The sequence below is a fragment of the Dietzia sp. KRD202 genome (genome assembly GCF_017168155.1).
In the GTDB taxonomy this organism is placed as follows: Bacteria; Actinomycetota; Actinomycetes; order Mycobacteriales; family Mycobacteriaceae; genus Dietzia; species Dietzia kunjamensis.
Genome location: NZ_JABFAN010000016.1, coordinates 304101 through 320514 on the forward strand (window position 1 = coordinate 304101; position 16414 = coordinate 320514).

A 16414-nucleotide genomic window follows, 5' to 3' on the forward strand; every position below is an offset into this window, starting at 1 on the left:
GGTAGGCCGAGGGGTGTGACGACGACGACGACGGGCGCCCTCCGTGAAGGAGGACGCCCGTCGCGGGGTTCAGCGGAACCTACCGATCAGCTGGCTTCACAGGTCGAGGTCACCGTCGAACTCGGCCTTCTCCAACCGGTCCTTCACCGTGGTGAGGAAGCGGCCGGCGTCGGCGCCGTCGATCAGGCGGTGATCGTAGGTCAGCGGCATGAAGCCCATCGACCGGATGGCGATCGACTCGCCGTCGGCGTCGGCATCCACCACGGGCCGCCGCACGATCGCGCCGGTGCCGAGCATCGCCGCCTGCGGCGGGACGAGGATCGGGGTGTCGAACAGGGCCCCCTCGCTGCCGATGTTGGTGATGGTGAACGTGCCGCCCTGGAGGTCGTCCGGGGTGAGCTTGGACGCCCGCGCCCGCTCGGCCAGGTCGATGATCGCCTTGGCCAGCCCCGGGATGTCCAGGTCCTGCGCGTTCTGGATGACCGGGGAGAGCAGCCCCGCCTCGGTGTCCACGGCGATCCCGAGGTTCACCGACCCGTGGTAAGTGATCTCGTTGGTCTTCTCGTCGTACGACGCGTTGACGTTCGGGTGCGACACCAGGGCCTCGACGACCGCCTTGGCGTAGAACGGCAGGTACGAGAGCTTGGCGCCGTGCTTGTCGGCGAACTGCTCCTTGACCTGCGAGCGCAGTTGCGCCACCCGGGTCATGTCCACCTCGAAGACCTGCGTGAGCTGAGCGGTCTGCTGCAGCGACTCACGAGTCTTCTGCGCCGTGATCTTGCGGATCCGGTTGGCCTTCTTGGTGGTGCCGCGCAGCTCCGCGAGCTCGGGCCGGACGCCGGCCTTCGACGGGCCGCCGCTGGGCGCCTTCTCCTCGGCCGGGGTCTCGGAACCGGAGTCGGAACCCGAGCCCTCGGCCGCCGCGAGGACGTCCTGCTTACGGATCCGGCCGCCGATGCCGGTGCCCTTGACCGAGTCCAGGTCGACGCCGTGCTCCTGCGCGAGCTTGCGCACCAGCGGGGTGACGTACGGCGAGCTCCCGGACTTGGCGGCCGCCGCGGGCTCGGCCCGCTCGGGCAGGTCGCCGGAGGGCCCGCTGTCGGACTTCTCCGACCCGCGCGGCTTCGCGGCCTTCTTCTTGCTCTTCTGCTCGGCCTTCTTCCCGGACGTCGACCCGGACCCGGACTCCGCCTTGGCGGCGGCCTTCTTCTCGGTCTCGGGGGTGTCCTCGGGGACCTCGTCCTCGTCGGAGGCGTCCACGCCCTCGTCCTTGGCGTCGGTGGCGTTCTGCTCCTCGGCCGACTGTTCGTCCGAGTCAGAGCCGGAGTCGTCGTCGGAGTCGCTCGCGGCGTCGCCGTCGCCGTCGCCTATGACGGCGAGGGTGGCGCCGACGTCGACGGTCTCGTCCTCCTCGGCCACGATCTTCTGCAGGGTGCCGGCGACGGGGGAGGGGATCTCGGTGTCGACCTTGTCGGTGGAGACCTCGAGCAGGGGCTCGTCGACCTCGACGGTGTCGCCGACGGACTTGAGCCACTTGGTGATGGTGCCCTCGGTGACGGACTCGCCGAGTTCGGGCATGACGACGTCGGTGCCCTTGCCGCCGCCCCCGCCTCCGGAGGACTTCTTGGCCGGGGCGGGCTCCTCGGCGGGCTCCTCGGCGGGCTCGTTGTCCGCGGAATCGTCCGCGGCATCCGACTCGTCGGCCTCATCGGCCTGATCGTCAGAGTCGTCGGCCTCATCGGCGGAGTCGGAGTCGTCGGAGTCGCTCGCGGCGTCGCCGTCGCCGTCGCCTATGACGGCGAGGGTGGCGCCGACGTCGACGGTCTCGTCCTCCTCGGCCACGATCTTCTGCAGGGTGCCGGCGACGGGGGAGGGGATCTCGGTGTCGACCTTGTCGGTGGAGACCTCGAGCAGGGGCTCGTCGACCTCGACGGTGTCGCCGACGGACTTGAGCCACTTGGTGATGGTGCCCTCGGTGACGGACTCGCCGAGTTCGGGCATGACGACGTCGGTGCCCTTGCCGCCGCCCCCGCCTCCGGAGGACTTCTTGGCCGGGGCGGGCTCCTCGGCGGGCTCGTCGTCCGCGGAATCGTCGGCCTGGTCGGCCTCGTCGTCAGAGTCGTCGGCATCATCGGCGGAGCCGGAGCCGGAGTCGTCGTCGGACTCGTCCGAGTCGTCGGACCCGCCCGAGCCGTCGTCGATGACGGCGAGTTCCCCGCCGATCTCGACCGTCTCGTCCTCATCGGCGACGATCTTCTTCAGCGTGCCGGCGGCGGGCGACGGGATCTCGGTATCGACCTTGTCGGTGGAGACCTCGAGCAACGGCTCGTCGACCTCGACCGTGTCCCCCTCCTTCTTGAGCCAGCGGGTAACCGTGCCCTCGCTGACGGATTCACCGAGAGCCGGCATCTGTACGGAGAAGGCCATGGTGTCGTGACTCCTCAAGAGTTCTCATTCGCTGCCAGCAAGCGCGGTCCGCGCCCGCGTGAGCGGCGTCGTGGGTGTGAGTTATCTGTTCGTCGTGTCGATCCGGGGCCGGATGCGCGGTGGCGCCCCCACCCAGGATCGTCGTCCATTGTGCCCTCTGCCACCTCTCGGCGTCGGCGGACGTGCCGATCCCGACCCCGGTGGGTGCCCGATCCGCCGGTCGCCCGCAGCGTGACGGGCGTCGGGCGTCGGTACGATCGTGTCCCATAGGAGGCCCTCACCCCGTACGGGGGCCCGACGGGAGGGATCGACGGTGGGTATCCGTGACCTGTTCGGGCGTCGTGGGCCGCGGGTCCGGGCGGATCCGGCCGATCTCGACCACCTGCGCCGGTGGTGTCGCACCCGCGTGGGCGTGGAGGCCTATCTCGAACCGGAAACCCTCGTCTCGGTCCCCGGCCTGTGCCTGGTGGCCTTCGACGGCGAGTGGACCCGCCGACCGGTGGGCGACGTGGCCACCGCGCGGAAACTCGCGGCGCAGTTGAAGCTGCCCCTGTTCGACGCCGCGGTCCGGGGCTACCCCCAACGGATGCGCGACTACGAGGAGGTCCGCATCAAGCGTGAGCGGCGCGAGCGGGCCGAGCGCCTCCGCGACCGGCTGCGCGAGCCCGAGGGGGGCTAGCCGCGCTGACCCCGCCGCCCGCGGCCGACTCAGGCTCCGGCGGCGATGTCCTCGAGGACGGCGAGCATGGTCCGCACGGGCACCCCGGTTCCGCCCTTGGGCAGGTAACCCTCCGGGCCACCGTCGTTGTAGGCGGGGCCGGCCACGTCGATGTGTGCCCACTCGACGCCGTCCGCGACGAACTCGGAGAGGAACAGTCCGGCCGAGAGCATGCCGCCCCACCGGTGCGGGGTGACGTGGGTCAGGTCCGCCACCTCGGAATCCAACCCGGCACGCAACTCCTCGGGCAGCGGCATCGGCCAGCCGCCCTCGCCGACCGACCGGCTGAGGTCGGCCACCCGGTCGCGGAAGTCCTCGGTGCCCATGACACCCGGGGTCTTCTTGCCCAGCGCCACCATCTGCGCACCGGTGAGGGTGGCGGTGTCGATGAGATGGGACGGGGAGTCCTCGCAGGCCCGGACGATGGCGTCGGCCAGGATGAGCCGCCCCTCCGCGTCGGTGTTCTTCACCTCGACGGTCGTGCCCCCGTACATGGTCAACACGTCACCGGGCCGGTACGCCGTCGACGACGGCATGTTCTCCGCCATGGGCACGGTCGCCACCACGGTGAGATCCAGGCCCAGCCGCGCGGCGAGGATGACGGTGGCCACCACGGCCGCGGCGCCACCCATGTCCATGGTCATCTGCTCCATGCCGGCGGCCGGCTTGATGGAGATGCCGCCGGTGTCGAAGGTGATGCCCTTGCCCACGAGGGCCACGGTGGGTCGACCCTCGGCGCCCCGGTGGGTGAGCCGCACCAGGCGCGGGCCGCGGGACGAGCCGCCGCCGACGGCGAGGATGCCGCCGTAGCCACCCTCGGTGAGCGCCGCCTCGTCCAGCACCTCGACCTCCAGACCGGCGCCGCGGGCCAGTTCGGCGGCCCGGTCGGCGAACGACCCGGGGAACAGCAGGTTGGGCGGGGTGTTGACCAGATCGCGCGCCAGCCCGACACACTCGGCGACGGTGGCGGCGCGGGTCACGGCGTCGGCGCCGCCCTCGGCGACGAACACCTTCAGCGAATCGCTGTTCTCGTCGTCGTCGTCGTTCTTGGAGGTGACCTTGGCCGGGCGGAACGATCCGAGCCCCGCTCCCAGGGCCACCGGCTCCGCGCGCTCGGCGTCCAGCAACACCAGGGCGGACCCGAGCCCGCGGCAGGCCCTCGCGGCGGCACCGGCCGCGCGGCGCAGGGACTCGTCGGACACCTCCTCGTCGGAGGACCCGAGCCCCACCAGCACCACGGACCCGGCCGACACACCGTCCGGCGCCGGGACACGGGTGGTGGAGGCCACCTTGGTGGACGCGCCCACCGACCGCGCGACCGCGGCGAGCGCCGCAGTGACCTCACCCTCCAGACCGGGGGCGACGACGACGGGCGCCGCATCCTCTCCGGCCCCGGCATCGGCCGCGATACCGACCACCACGACGTCGGCGTCCACCGGCGTCGTGACCGCCTCGATCGGGGCGAGATCAGGGCTGTGGGTGAGGATCGACTGCGCGGTCGGCATGAAGCGCTCCTGGGGGTCGGCGGGACGTACGGGAAGGGTCGTGATGCCCGGACGACGCGGCGGGACCGCCACGGCGAGGGCACCATAGTCTATCGACTAACGTGGGCAGGCAGCCGGACCGAAGAGCGCGAGGAGTGGCCACATGACAGACACAGGGGACCTTCACGAGGGACCACTGCACTCCCGCCACGTGGAGGCCGGCGCCACCTTTTCCCCGTTCGGCGGCTGGTCGATGCCGGTGCAGTACGCCGGCACCGTCGCCGAACACACCGCCACCCGCACGGCCGTCGGGCTGTTCGACGTCAGCCACCTCGGCAAGGCGCTCGTGACCGGCCCGGGCGCCGCGGAGTTCGTCAACTCGTGCTTCACCAACGACCTCGACCGGATCGCCGCCGGCAGCGCCCAGTACACGCTGTGCTGCGACGAGTCCGGGGGAGTGGTGGACGACCTCATCGCCTACCGGGTCTCCGACTCCGAGATCTTCCTCATCCCCAACGCCGCCAACACCGCCGAGGTGGTCCGCCGGATGCAGGCCGCCGCGGCCGAGCGGGCGCCCGGGGTCACCGTCACCGACGAACACCGTTCCCGCGCCGTGATCGCGGTCCAGGGCCCGCTCGCCGGAGAGGTGCTCGAGGCGGTGGGGCTGCCGACCGACCTCGACTACATGGCGTACGTCGACGCCGACTGGAACGGACACTCCGTGCGGATCTGCCGCACCGGGTACACCGGCGAGTACGGCTTCGAGGTGTTGCCCGCCTGGGACGAGGCCGGCCCGATCTGGGACGCGCTCGCCGAGCAGGTGCTGTCCCGCGAGGGCGCCCTGTGCGGTCTCGGTGCCCGCGATTCGCTGCGCACGGAGGCCGGCTACCCGCTGCACGGCAACGAACTGTCCGTGGACCTCAGCCCGCTCGAGGCACGCTGCGCCTGGGCCATCGGCTGGGACAAGCCCGCCTTCTGGGGGCGCGAGGAACTGCTGCGTCAGAAGGAGGCCGGCCCCGCCCGCCGGATGTACGCGCTCGAGGTCACCGGACGCGGGATCCCGCGCGCCGGACAGACCGTGCGCGCCGGTGGACGCGACGTGGGCGTCACCAGCTCCGGCACGTTCTCACCGACCCTCAAGACGGGGATCGCGCTCGCGTTCATCGAGCTGGACGCGGGTCTGAAGAAGGGCGACGAGGTCGTCGTCGACGTACGCGGACGAGAGGTACCGTGCCGCCTCGCGGTACCCCCGCTCATCGAGATCCGCACCCGCTGACCCGCCCCCTTCCTCCAGGAACGAGACCCGCAATGTCCGAGTTCGACGTCCGTCCGTCCGCCTCGCCGAGATCGACCGCCGAGCGCGAGGCCATCCTCGCCGCCCCCGGCTTCGGCAAGCACTTCACCGACCACATGGTTACCCTCCCGTACTCGAACGGGCAGTGGGGCACCCCGGTCGTGGAGGCGTACGCCCCCCTGTCCATCGACCCGTCCGCCGTGGTCCTGCACTACGCGCAGACGATCTTCGAGGGCCTCAAGGCCTACCGGCAGGCCGACGACTCCATCGCCTCGTTCCGACCCGAGCAGAACGCCGCCCGCTTCAACCGCTCCGCGGAGCGCCTCGCCATGCCGCAGCTGCCCGAAGAGCTGTTCATGGAGTCGTTGCGGCAGATCGTGGCGATCGACCGCGACTGGGTGCCCGCCGCCGGCGGTGAGGAGGCGCTCTACCTGCGGCCCTTCATGATCGCCACCGAGACCGGGCTCGGCGTGCGGCCGGCCGACGAATACCTCTACTCGGTGATCGCTTCCCCGGCCGGCGCGTACTTCTCCCGCGGCGTGGCCCCCGTGAGCGTCTGGCTGAGCACCGAGTACGTGCGCGCCAGCCCCGGCGGCACCGGCGCCGCCAAGTTCGGCGGCAACTACGCCGCCTCGCTGCGCGCCCAGGAGCAGGCCGCGGCCAAGGGATGCGACCAGGTGGTCTGGCTCGACGCGATCGAGCGGAAGTACGTGGAGGAGATGGGCGGGATGAACCTGTTCTTCGTCCTCGGCTCCGGCGACTCCGCCGAGATCGTGACCCCCGAACTGTCCGGCTCGTTGCTGCCGGGCGTCACCCGCGACAGTCTCCTGCACTTGTCCCGCCACCTCGGCTACCCCGTGACCGAGCGCAAGGTCTCGGTGGAAGAGTGGGAGTCGGGCGTGGCCTCCGGCGAGATCACCGAGGTGTTCGCGTGTGGCACCGCCGCCGTCATCACCCCCGTCGGGTCCGTGCAGCACTCCGGCGGCGGCTACACGGTGGGTGACGGCGGGCCGGGGGCGATCACCATGCGGCTGCGCGAGACGCTCACCGGTATCCAGCGCGGGTCCGTGGAGGACCCGTTCGGCTGGATGACGACGCTGGTCTGAGCCGCGCCCCGTCAGAGCAGGAGCACCGCCGCCACCAGCGCGGCGGCGGTGCCCGTCTCGATCACCGCTCCGAGGACGTCCCCGCTGATCCCGCCGAACCGGCGGACCGCGTGTCGGCCGAAGCCCGCCGCGGCGCCGTAGGCGGCGACGCCCGCCACGGCGCCGGTCGTGGGGGCCCACCACGTGGCGGCGGACCACCCTGACCCCGCCAGCGCGGCGCCCGCGGCCGCACACACCAGTCCGGTCACCACCACGGCGACGCGGGACTGGGAGCCGGCGACGAGCGCGCCGAAGCCGGTCGGCGACGCCGCGGGGACGCCCCGGCGCAGCAGGACGGCAGGTAGGCAGCGCGAGAGGACGAGGGCGGCGACCGGGGCGAGCCAGGCGCCCGAGTCGACCAGGGTGCCCAGCGCCGCGACCTCGGCGAGCAGAACCAACACCAGGACGGCGGCCCCCATCGGCCCGACGGACCCGGACCGCATGATCTCCAGCGCGCGATCCGGGCCGGCGTACGACCCCAGCCCGTCCGCAGTGTCCGCCAACGCGTCCACGTGCATGCCGCGGGTCAGCGCCAGCACGCCTGCCACGCCGACCACCCCGGACAGCAGCGCGCCCGCTCCCGACGCGTGTGCGCCGTGGGCAAGGGCGGTCGCCACGACGCCGCACACCAGTCCCACGACGGGCATCGCGGTCATCGCCCGGCCGGCCGCCGCGGCGTCGGGTACCCCGGGCCGGCCGACCGGCAGGACCGTCATCCACGACAGGGCGAGCCGGGCCGCGTCGAGCACGGGTCGTCAGTCCTTGCCGACGACCCCGGCGTCGGCGAAGGTCGCCATCTGCGTGAGGATCGCGACGGCGTTGTGGACGACGGGCAGGGCGGCGACGGCCCCGCTGCCCTCACCCAGACGCATCGAGTGTTCGAGGATCGGGTCGAGGGACAGGTACGTCAGCGCGGCGGTGTGGGCGGGCTCCGCGCTGCGGTGACCGGCCGCCCACCACTGGCGGGAACCGGGTGCCATCGCCTCGGCCATGAGCGCGGCGGAGGTGACCACCGATCCGTCGAGCAGGCACGGGGTCTTCCGGATCGCCGCCTGGGCCAGGAATCCGGCCATCGCGGCGAGGTCTGCACCACCGACCTTGCGCAACATCGCCACGGGATCCCGCAGGTCGCCGGACGCCCGGAACATGGCGTCCCGGATCGCGGCGGTCTTGCGCATCCAGCCCTCGTCGTCGATCCCGGTTCCGCGGCCGACCAACTCGACCGGCTCGCGACCGGTGATGAGGCACGTCAGCACGGTGGCGGGCGTGGTGTTGCCGATGCCGAGGTCGCCCGCGATGAGCAGGTCCGCCCCGGAGTCGACCTCCTCGTCGGCGATGCGACGACCGGCGGCGATCGCGGCCCGCACCTCCTCGGGGGTCAGGGCGTCCTCCCTGTCGATCGACCCGCTGGAGCGGCGGATTTTGTGGTCGTCGAGCCCTCCGGGACGCTCGGCCGACATCGCCATGTCGGCCACCCGGACCGTGGCGCCGGCCATGCGGGCGAGGACGGACACCGCCGCGCCGCCGCCGACGATGTTGTCGGCCATCTGCAGCGTGACCTCGCGCGGGAACGCGGACACCCCGTGTTCGGCGACGCCGTGGTCACCGGCGAACACCACCACCCTGGCGCGGTCGAGCGGTCGGGGCGGGCACGCCTCCTGGCACGAGGAGACCCACACGCTCAGCTCCTCGAGCCGACCGAGGGACGTCGCGGGCTTGGTCAACGTGAGATGCCGGGCGCGGGCCTCCTCGGCGACGGAGTGGGACGGCGGGTGAACCGGGGGGAAGGCGACGGGGTCGTCGTAGTACGACACGTCGCCCAGGCCGGGGAAATCGTGGGGGACGGTATCGAGGTCCCGGGGCGCGGCCTCGGCCTCGGGCGCGCCGGCGGCGGCCACCGTCGTACCGGTGGCCACGGCGGCCGCCCCCGTCCGGGCGTCCGGGGTGCGAGTGGCGCCACCGGCGGTCGGGTGCACGGCCTCGAGGGGGAGGGGGCGACCGGCGACGACGAGGACCGCCGAGTCGCACACCCCGGCCAGCCGCCGGTTGAGCGAACCGATCACATCGGCGAACACCCGACCGGAGAGCGTGTCCGGCACGACTCCCAGACCGACCTCGGGGGAGACGAGAACGAGGGTGCCGGAGTGCTCGGCGACAGCGGTGACGAGGGCGTCCAGGTCCGCTGCGACCGCGGCACCCCCGTCGGTCCAGCCGAGGGTGGCGTCCATCCGACGCGTCAACCAGCCTCCGAGGTCGTCCACGAGGACCGTCGAGGTCGGGTGGTCGGCGAGGACCCGGACGATGTCCTCCGTCTCCTCGGTCACCCACCGGGTGGGCCGGCGCTCGCGGTGGGTCTCGATCCGCGCGGCCATCTCGTCGTCCCCGGGGTCGCGCCGGGCCGTGGCGACGTACACGACGTCGTCGTCGGTGGCCGCGGCCACCGACTCGGCGTGGGCGGACTTGCCCGAGCGGATACCACCGAGGACGAGCAGGCGCATGGGGGTCAGGCCCTTCCGGGGATCAGTGGCTCTGGACGGGTCAGATGGCGTCGCCCGGGCGGACCCGGGGGCGGGGGGTGCGGAGCATGCGGGGCTGCGTCGCACGCATGACGGCGTACCACCCCATGCCGAAACCGGTGTCGTCGGTGGACGGGAACCTCTCGCGGACCGCCTTGTTCACGGTTCGTCCGAGGAGGATGCCGTCGACGACGACGACCATGATGAGCACCAGGAAGAGGGTCTGGCTGTAGACCATGAGGGTCGGGTTCGGGATGAGCTGGAACACGATCACGAACAGGGCGAGCGGCATGAACCAGTTGATGAGGCGCCGGTGGGTGTCGACCCAGTCGCGCGCGAACCGGCGGACCTCTCCGCGGTCACGGGAGAGCACGTAACGGTCGTCGCCCTCCATCATGAGCTGGCGGCGCTCCTCGCGCGCGGCGCGCTCGCCGGCCCTGGCGGCCCGACGCTCGTCCTTGGTCATGGTCGCCTGGGCGGCCTTCTTGCGCTCCTTGGCCTCTTTGCGGGTGACCGGCGCGGTCACCGGACCCTGGCGCACCCCGCGGGCGCGCTCCTGGTCGCGACGACGGGGCGTCGGCTTCCCCTTGCCCGCGGGGCGGCGCGGGTCGCCGGAGGGCTCGGAGGCAGCCGCATCCGCGGACGCGGACGCGGGCCGCCCCTCGGGGGCGGGGGAGCCTTTGCCGCTCTCGTCGTCTCTGGAGCCGAATGCACGCAACTTCACACACCCAGGCTAGGCGATCGACACCGGCGCCGGACATTCACCCATGGGCGACAGCAGGCGTATCGTGTGCGGGGGAACGGGTGCCGGGGAATAGAGGACTCCCCGGTGGGCGTTGAACCTTTCACGACGCCCCCGAAGCCCTCTTCCGATCGCAAGGAGAACCGACATGACCACTGCGGAGAACACCGCTACCGGCGTACTGCTCACCGAGGCAGCCGCCGCCAAGGCCAAGGCCCTGCTGGACCAGGAGGGTCGTGACGACCTCTCGCTGCGCATCGCCGTCCAGCCCGGTGGCTGCGCGGGCCTGCGCTACCAGCTCTTCTTCGACGACCGCTCGCTCGACGGTGACGTGGTCGACGACTTCGGCGGCATCAAGCTCGCCGTCGACCGGATGAGTGTCCCGTACCTGACCGGTGCGTCCATCGACTTCGTCGACAGCATCGAGAAGCAGGGCTTCACCATCGACAACCCGCAGGCCACGGGCTCCTGCGCATGCGGCGACTCGTTCAACTGACGCCGCGGTCGCACTGACGACCGGGCGACCCGGGCCGATCACCGATCGGTCCGGGTCGTCTACTGTCTGGGGCATGCCCGTCGTCATCACAGGTTCCATCGCCACCGACCACCTCATGACCTTCTCGGGTCGCTTCTCCGAGCAGTTGCTGCCGGACCAGCTCGCGCACGTGTCGCTGAGCTTCCTGGTGGATTCGCTGCAGATCCGCCGGGGCGGGGTCGGCGGCAACATCGCCTTCGCGCTCGGCGTCCTGGGTCGGCGACCCCATCTGGTGGGGGCGGCGGGCGAGGACTTCGCCGAGTACCGCGACTGGCTCGAGCGGCACGGTGTCGATTGCTCGGCGGTCCACATCAGCTCTGCTCTGCACACGGCGCGGTTCGTGTGCACGACCGATTCGGAGATGGCGCAGCTCGCGTCGTTCTACCCCGGCGCGATGGGGGAGGCGGCGACGATCTCGCTGGCTCGCCTGGCCGACCGGATCGGCCGTCCGGACATCGTGCTCATCGGGGCCAACGACCCCACGGCGATGCACTCCCACACGATGGAGTGCCGCGAGCTCGGTCTGGACTTCGCCGCCGATCCCTCCCAGCAGCTCGCGTTCCTCGACGGGGACGCGGCCGGTGAGCTGGTCGACGGGGCGCGGTACCTGTTCACCAACGAATACGAGTACGAGCTGCTGCTCAACAAGACCGGGTGGTCGGCAGAGGAGCTGGACGCCAAGGTCGGCACCCGCGTCACCACCCGGGGTGGGAAGGGCGTCGTGATCGTCGAGCAGGGCGCTGAGCCCATCGAGGTCGGGATCGTGCCGTCGGACAACCTGCTGGATCCCACGGGGGTCGGCGACGCGTTCCGGGCGGGCTTCCTCTCCGGTGTCCTGGACGGGTTGTCGCTGGAGCGTTCCGCCCAGTTCGGGGCCCTCATCGCCACCCACGTCCTGGAGACCACGGGCACGCAGGAGTGGACCATCGACCCGGCCGCCGCCCGCCGCCGGCTCGTCGACGCCTACGGGGACGAGGCCGCCGAGGAACTGTCGGCGCTCCTGCCCGCCTGACCGTCCCGCCGCCTCCTGCTAGAGGCGGACGGGGTACTCGCGCTGCTCGATGTCCGGGGTGATCCGGCCCTCGACGAAGATGCCGTGCCAGATCATGAAGCACAGCATGGTCCAGATGCGACGACTGTGATCGGACTCGCCGCGGCGGTGCTCGTCGAGCATCCGCAGTACCGCGGCCTTGTCCACGAACTCGTCGGTGCCGGACGCCGCCACGTGCTCGCGTGCCCAGTCGTGCAACTCCGGCCCGGCCAGCCAGTGACGGGTCGGGACGGGGAATCCCAGTTTCTTCCGGTGCAGCACGTGGGCGGGAACGATCCGTTCGAGGGCCTTGCGCAGTGCGTACTTGGTGGTGCCGTGGGCGACCTTCTCGGTGTGGGGGAGCCGCGACGCGACCTCGTAGACCTCACGGTCGAGGAACGGCACCCGTAGCTCGAGGGAGTTGGCCATGGTGACCTTGTCGGCCTTGACCAGGATGTCGCCGCGCAGCCACGTGAACAGGTCCAGGTGCTGCATCCTCGCGACGGGGTCCCATCCGCGGGACCGCTCGTAGATCGGCGCGGTGACGTCCTGGTGGCTCCACTCCGGTCGGTAGTCGCGGAGGACCGCCTCCACCTGCGCGTCGGAGAAGGAGCGGGCGTTGCCGTAGTACCGGTCCTCGAGGCTCATCGAGCCGCGGTGCAGCAGGCTCTTGCCCCGGGTGCCCTCCGGGATCCGGGTGCTGAGTCGGCCCAGCGCACGACGGATCCCACCTGGGACCTTCTCGAACGGCGCCAGCGACAGGGGCTCCTTATAGATGGTGTAGCCGCCGAACAGTTCGTCCGCGCCCTCACCCGAGAGGACGACCTTGACGTGCTTGCGCGCCTCGCGGGCGACGAAGTACAGCGGGACCAACGCCGGGTCGGCCACCGGTTCGTCGAGGTACCAGATGATCTCGGGGATCGCGGCGGCGAACTCCTCGGGCGAGACCACCTTGACGATGTGCTCCACGCCGATCGCGGCGGCCGACTCGGCGGCGACGTCGATCTCCGAGTACCCCTCGCGCTCGAAACCGGTGGTGAACGTCAGGAGGTTCTCGTTGTGGCGTCGCGCGAGGGCGGCGATGGCGGTGGAGTCGATGCCCCCCGAGAGGAACGAGCCGACGGTGACGTCGGCGCGCATGTGCTTGGCGACCGAGTCCTCGAGTGCGGCGGCGATCTCGTCGTAGCGGCGCTCGGCGTCGCCGTCGGCGACGGGCACGACGGGGAACGTGGGCTCGAAGTAGCGCTGGATCACGGGCTCGGTGCCGGGGGTGACCGTGGCATGGCATCCCGACTCCAGGCGCCGGACGCCCCGGGTGAGGGTCTCGTCCTCCGGGACGTACTGGAGGGTGACGTAGTGCTGGAGGGCGCGGGTGTCGAGGGAGGTGTCGACGACGACGAGGTCGATCAGTTCGGTGACCGACTTCTTCTCGCTCGCGAACACGGTTCCGCCGGGTCCGGTCGCCATGTACAGGGGCTTGATGCCGAAGGGGTCCCGGGCGACGAACAGCGAACGCTCGACGGTGTCCCAGATCGCGAAGGCGAACATTCCGCGGAGCCGGCGGACGGCCGAGGGGCCCCAGTGGTGGAACGCCACGACGATCGGCTCGCCGTCACCCTCGGTGGCGAACACGGCACCGTGCTCGCGCTGCAGCTCCTCGCGGAGTTCGAGGTAGTTGTAGATCTCCCCGTTGAACACCAGCGCGTAACGGTCCGGCTGCTCGGGCGGACCCCAGCGGAGCGGCTGGTGAGAGTGCGCGATGTCGATGATCGACAGGCGGTTGAACCCGAAGGCCATGTCGCCGTCGACCCAGGTGCCCACCTCGTCGGGGCCGCGGTGGCGCTGGCACCCCATGGCGCCGAGGACCCGCGCCTCGTGGGTACGGGCGGAGCCGTCGGGGGTGATCAGACCAAGCAGGCCACACATGCGTCGGGTACCTCGTCCATCGTCGTCGGGGCGTCAGCGGTGACCCGCCCGAGCGGGTCGCGACGCGATCGAATACTACTGGTCGGCGGAACCCCTCCGGCCCCCCGCCGACGGCGTGGGGGAGCGGGCGGGTGAATTGCCGGACCCGCGGCTTCCATTCTGAGAGCCGTGGTCTACTCTTTTAAGGTGTCCCGGCCACGTGGTCGGTGCCGCTGATCAGGAAGGCGTGATGGTGGAACAGCGTGACGGGCGTCGTCGGACGCGCAGGGCGACACTCGCGATGTCTCTCGGCACATTGGGCTTGCTGTTGTCCGGTTGTAGCCTCCAAACCGACAACAAGTGGTGGAACCAGACGATGAACTTCGGCTTCCCGACCGGGATCACCCCGGAGGGCGTCGCGGTCCGCGAGTTCTGGACGGGCACAGTCATCACGTCGCTCATCGTCGGCTTCTTCGTGTGGGGCCTGATCTTCTGGTCGATGGCGTTCCACCGCAAGCGGAAGAACGACGACGGCGAGTTCCCGCGCCAGACGGCGTACAACGTGCCCCTGGAGCTGATCTACACGGCTGCGCCGTTCGTGATCATCTCCGTGCTCTTCTACTTCACCGTGGTCACGCAGAACAAGGTGCTCGATCTCCGTCCGCAGGAGGAGGTCGGCGTCAAGGTCGACGTCACCGCCTACCAGTGGAACTGGAAGTTCGGCTACAACAAGGTCGACGTCGCGGGGGCCAGCATCGAGGACGGCACCAACGTCGAGGCGCAGCGCGCGGCCGAGGAGGCCGGTGTGCTCTCCGACGAGGTCCGTGAGGCCCTGGGTCAGCAGGGTGAGCCGGCGGCCGGCGGCCCGATCCACGGTCGTCTCGCCGAGGACAAGTCGTACCTCCACTACAACAACATCGAGACCGTCGGTACCTCCGAGGAGGTTCCGGTCCTGGTTCTGCCGACCGACACGCGCATCGAGTTCCGCCTCGCGTCGGCCGACGTGGTCCACTCGTTCTGGATCCCCGAGTTCATCTTCAAGCGCGACGTCATGCCGCACCCGGGTAAGAACCAGCAGTTGAGCATGTTCCAGATCGAGGAGATCGATCGCGAGGGTGCGTTCGTCGGACGCTGTGCCGAGATGTGCGGTGTCTACCACGCGATGATGAACTTCGAGCTGCGCGCGGTATCGCCGGAGGCCTTCGCCCAGTACATCCAGTTCCGTCAGGACAACCCGACCGCGTCCAACGCGGAGGCGCTGGAGTCGATCGGCCAGGACCCGTACTCGACCTCCACCGCACCGTTCAAGACCGGACGCAGCGATACCCGTGACCAGAACAACATCATCGAGACCGCGTCGGGCAACTGACGGTTCTCCCGGTATCACGCGAAGGATTCCTGAACGATGAACGCAACAGTACGAATTTTCGACGCCCTGTTTATCTTCCTGGCCGTCATGGGTATCGCGTACGCCTACCTCACCGGTACGTCTCGGACGGGCGTCGAGTGGGTCGGCGCCACGGCCTTCGTGCTCTCGGCCGGCCTGAGCCTGCTGATCGGTGGTTACCTCCGCTTCGTGGCGCGGCGCATCAGCACCCTGCCCGAGGACTTCGAGGAGGCCGAGGTCTCCGACGGCGCCGGCGAGCTCGGCTTCTTCAGCCCGCACAGCTACTGGCCCGTGCTGGTGGCCTTCTCGGTCTTCATCATCGGCTACGGAGCGGCCTTCTGGAACTGGTGGGTGCTCATCGGCGGCGCCGTCGCGCTGGTCATCACCGCCTGCGGCCTGGTCTTCGAGTACCACTGGGGTCGCGAGAAGCACTGACCGTCTGACCGTCTTCCACCGGGGCCCGGTGTCGCACGCTGCGACACCGGGCCTTTGTGCTGTCGCCACCAGGGTGTCGGCCCGGGCTCGCCGCGCGCCGGTCAGAAGGGTGGTGGGTCGGGGTCGTGGTGGTGGTCGGGTGGGGTGTCTGGTGGTGGGGCCATGGTGTTGGCTTTGCGTTCGGCGGCCAGGCGTAGGGCGCGTCGGTACCAGTGGGTGCTTTGTGGTCCGGGGTTGAGCCAGGGGCGGCGTGGAGGTGGGATGTCGGCGCCGGTGTCGGCCCCGGCCCTGGTGTCGGTCGCAGCCCTGATGTCGGTGTCGGTGGTGTGGTGGCGCCAGCGTGCGAGGGGCCCGTCGGGGTGGGTGGTGAGGGTGTGCCCGGTGTCGGTGGTGACGGTCAGGGTGCCGTCGGGGGCGAGTTTGTAGTGCCAGCCGTGGAAGGTCTTGAAGCGGTGGTGGTTGCGGCACATGGCGGCGAGGTTGTTCTCGATGGTCAGTCCGCCACGGGTGGGATCTGTGTGGTTGAAGGGGCGGACGTGGTCGATGTCGCAGGCGTCGGCGGGGACGGAGCAGCCGGGGTGGCGGCAGGTGCCGTCGCGTAGGCGGATGCGGTGGGCCAGTCGGTCGCTGATGCGATAGCGGTGGGCGTGGTGGGGGTTGTCTGCGGCTTCGGCGCCGCCGGGATGGGGCTGCTCGGGATGGTCCCGACCGCGATGTTCGCCGTCTGGGGTGTGCTCACCCCGATCGTCCTACGCCAGGTGGGTCTGGAGATGCTCACGGTCCTGGCGATGGTCGC

14 protein-coding genes and 1 pseudogene are annotated in these 16414 nt (G+C 70.8%); 8 read left to right on the forward strand and 7 right to left on the reverse strand.

Annotated elements, in window-relative coordinates; all coding sequences use genetic code 11:
• Window positions 1–96: 96 nt before the first annotated feature.
• Window positions 97–2427, reverse strand: coding sequence for a 2-oxoglutarate dehydrogenase, E2 component, dihydrolipoamide succinyltransferase (gene sucB / locus J1M64_RS12085; protein WP_206474284.1), 2331 nt, complete (start codon window positions 2425–2427; stop codon window positions 97–99).
• 313 nt (window positions 2428–2740) lie between these two features.
• Here sucB and J1M64_RS12090 point away from each other — a divergent pair, with 313 nt between their 5' ends.
• Window positions 2741–3106 carry an oxidoreductase gene (locus tag J1M64_RS12090; protein WP_067714176.1) on the forward strand — a complete coding sequence of 122 codons (366 nt, stop codon included), beginning with the start codon at window positions 2741–2743 and terminating at the stop codon, window positions 3104–3106.
• 29 nt (window positions 3107–3135) lie between these two features.
• Here J1M64_RS12090 and J1M64_RS12095 read toward each other — a convergent pair whose 3' ends face one another.
• The gene (locus J1M64_RS12095) at window positions 3136–4650 is read right to left on the reverse strand and encodes a leucyl aminopeptidase (protein ID WP_206474285.1); all 1515 of its coding nucleotides are present in this window, start codon (window positions 4648–4650) and stop codon (window positions 3136–3138) included.
• A 142-nt stretch (window positions 4651–4792) separates the two neighbouring features.
• Between J1M64_RS12095 and gcvT the strand changes: the two genes are divergently transcribed.
• Together gcvT and J1M64_RS12105 are read left to right on the forward strand one after the other, a co-directional pair.
• Window positions 4793–5905: a glycine cleavage system aminomethyltransferase GcvT gene (gene gcvT, locus J1M64_RS12100; protein ID WP_206474286.1), complete on the forward strand. Its 1113-nt coding sequence runs from the start codon at window positions 4793–4795 to the stop codon at window positions 5903–5905.
• 32 nt (window positions 5906–5937) lie between these two features.
• Window positions 5938–7029: a branched-chain amino acid aminotransferase gene (locus J1M64_RS12105; protein ID WP_206474287.1), complete on the forward strand. Its 1092-nt coding sequence runs from the start codon at window positions 5938–5940 to the stop codon at window positions 7027–7029.
• Window positions 7030–7040: 11 nt separating this feature from the next.
• On the opposite strand, the gene J1M64_RS12110 is transcribed toward J1M64_RS12105, so the two are convergent.
• From J1M64_RS12110 to J1M64_RS12120, 3 genes are read right to left on the reverse strand one after another with little or no spacing between them, the layout of a single operon-like run.
• Window positions 7041–7817 (reverse strand): adenosylcobinamide-GDP ribazoletransferase, encoded by a 777-nt coding sequence (locus tag J1M64_RS12110; protein ID WP_206474288.1) that lies wholly within the window; start codon window positions 7815–7817, stop codon window positions 7041–7043.
• A 6-nt stretch (window positions 7818–7823) separates the two neighbouring features.
• A complete protein-coding gene (gene cobT, locus J1M64_RS12115) occupies window positions 7824–9566 on the reverse strand; it encodes a nicotinate-nucleotide--dimethylbenzimidazole phosphoribosyltransferase (protein WP_206474289.1) in 1743 nt (580 codons plus the stop codon).
• 40 nt (window positions 9567–9606) lie between these two features.
• Window positions 9607–10308 carry a DUF3043 domain-containing protein gene (locus J1M64_RS12120; RefSeq protein WP_096905669.1) on the reverse strand — a complete coding sequence of 234 codons (702 nt, stop codon included), beginning with the start codon at window positions 10306–10308 and terminating at the stop codon, window positions 9607–9609.
• 166 nt (window positions 10309–10474) lie between these two features.
• On the opposite strand from J1M64_RS12120, the gene J1M64_RS12125 reads away from it, so the two are divergent.
• Both J1M64_RS12125 and J1M64_RS12130 read left to right on the forward strand, forming a co-directional pair.
• On the forward strand, window positions 10475–10822 hold the full coding sequence (locus J1M64_RS12125) for an iron-sulfur cluster assembly accessory protein (protein WP_067714160.1): 348 nt from the start codon (window positions 10475–10477) through the stop codon (window positions 10820–10822).
• A 73-nt stretch (window positions 10823–10895) separates the two neighbouring features.
• Window positions 10896–11873 (forward strand): carbohydrate kinase family protein, encoded by a 978-nt coding sequence (locus J1M64_RS12130; protein WP_069389661.1) that lies wholly within the window; start codon window positions 10896–10898, stop codon window positions 11871–11873.
• Window positions 11874–11891: 18 nt separating this feature from the next.
• Here the strand turns inward: J1M64_RS12130 and asnB are convergent, their stop codons facing one another.
• Entirely contained in the window at window positions 11892–13817 is a 1926-nt protein-coding gene (asnB, locus tag J1M64_RS12135) for an asparagine synthase (glutamine-hydrolyzing) (protein ID WP_067714154.1), read from the reverse strand.
• 280 nt (window positions 13818–14097) lie between these two features.
• Here asnB and J1M64_RS12140 point away from each other — a divergent pair, with 280 nt between their 5' ends.
• Together J1M64_RS12140 and J1M64_RS12145 are read left to right on the forward strand one after the other, a co-directional pair.
• The gene (locus tag J1M64_RS12140) at window positions 14098–15165 is read left to right on the forward strand and encodes a cytochrome c oxidase subunit II (protein ID WP_119192995.1); all 1068 of its coding nucleotides are present in this window, start codon (window positions 14098–14100) and stop codon (window positions 15163–15165) included.
• 36 nt (window positions 15166–15201) lie between these two features.
• Complete coding sequence (locus tag J1M64_RS12145) at window positions 15202–15618, forward strand: cytochrome c oxidase subunit 4 (RefSeq protein WP_067714151.1); 417 nt, start codon at window positions 15202–15204, stop codon at window positions 15616–15618.
• 101 nt (window positions 15619–15719) lie between these two features.
• Here J1M64_RS12145 and J1M64_RS12150 read toward each other — a convergent pair whose 3' ends face one another.
• On the reverse strand, window positions 15720–16088 hold the full coding sequence (locus J1M64_RS12150; protein WP_206474290.1) for a hypothetical protein: 369 nt from the start codon (window positions 16086–16088) through the stop codon (window positions 15720–15722).
• A gap of 141 nt (window positions 16089–16229) precedes the next feature.
• On the opposite strand from J1M64_RS12150, the pseudogene J1M64_RS12155 reads away from it, so the two are divergent.
• A pseudogene (locus tag J1M64_RS12155) lies at window positions 16230–16414 on the forward strand (hypothetical protein); the annotation flags it as partial.

Coding starts and splice junctions, on each gene's coding strand:
- cobT (WP_206474289.1), bottom strand. CDS start 9,566: ATGCGCCTGCTCGTCCTCGGTGGTATCCGCTCGGGCAAGTCCGCCCAC.
- J1M64_RS12130 (WP_069389661.1), top strand. CDS start 10,896: ATGCCCGTCGTCATCACAGGTTCCATCGCCACCGACCACCTCATGACC.
- asnB (WP_067714154.1), bottom strand. CDS start 13,817: ATGTGTGGCCTGCTTGGTCTGATCACCCCCGACGGCTCCGCCCGTACC.
- J1M64_RS12125 (WP_067714160.1), top strand. CDS start 10,475: ATGACCACTGCGGAGAACACCGCTACCGGCGTACTGCTCACCGAGGCA.
- sucB (WP_206474284.1), bottom strand. CDS start 2,427: ATGGCCTTCTCCGTACAGATGCCGGCTCTCGGTGAATCCGTCAGCGAG.
- J1M64_RS12145 (WP_067714151.1), top strand. CDS start 15,202: ATGAACGCAACAGTACGAATTTTCGACGCCCTGTTTATCTTCCTGGCC.
- J1M64_RS12140 (WP_119192995.1), top strand. CDS start 14,098: ATGTCTCTCGGCACATTGGGCTTGCTGTTGTCCGGTTGTAGCCTCCAA.
- gcvT (WP_206474286.1), top strand. CDS start 4,793: ATGACAGACACAGGGGACCTTCACGAGGGACCACTGCACTCCCGCCAC.
- J1M64_RS12150 (WP_206474290.1), bottom strand. CDS start 16,088: ATGTGCCGCAACCACCACCGCTTCAAGACCTTCCACGGCTGGCACTAC.
- J1M64_RS12095 (WP_206474285.1), bottom strand. CDS start 4,650: ATGCCGACCGCGCAGTCGATCCTCACCCACAGCCCTGATCTCGCCCCG.
- J1M64_RS12105 (WP_206474287.1), top strand. CDS start 5,938: ATGTCCGAGTTCGACGTCCGTCCGTCCGCCTCGCCGAGATCGACCGCC.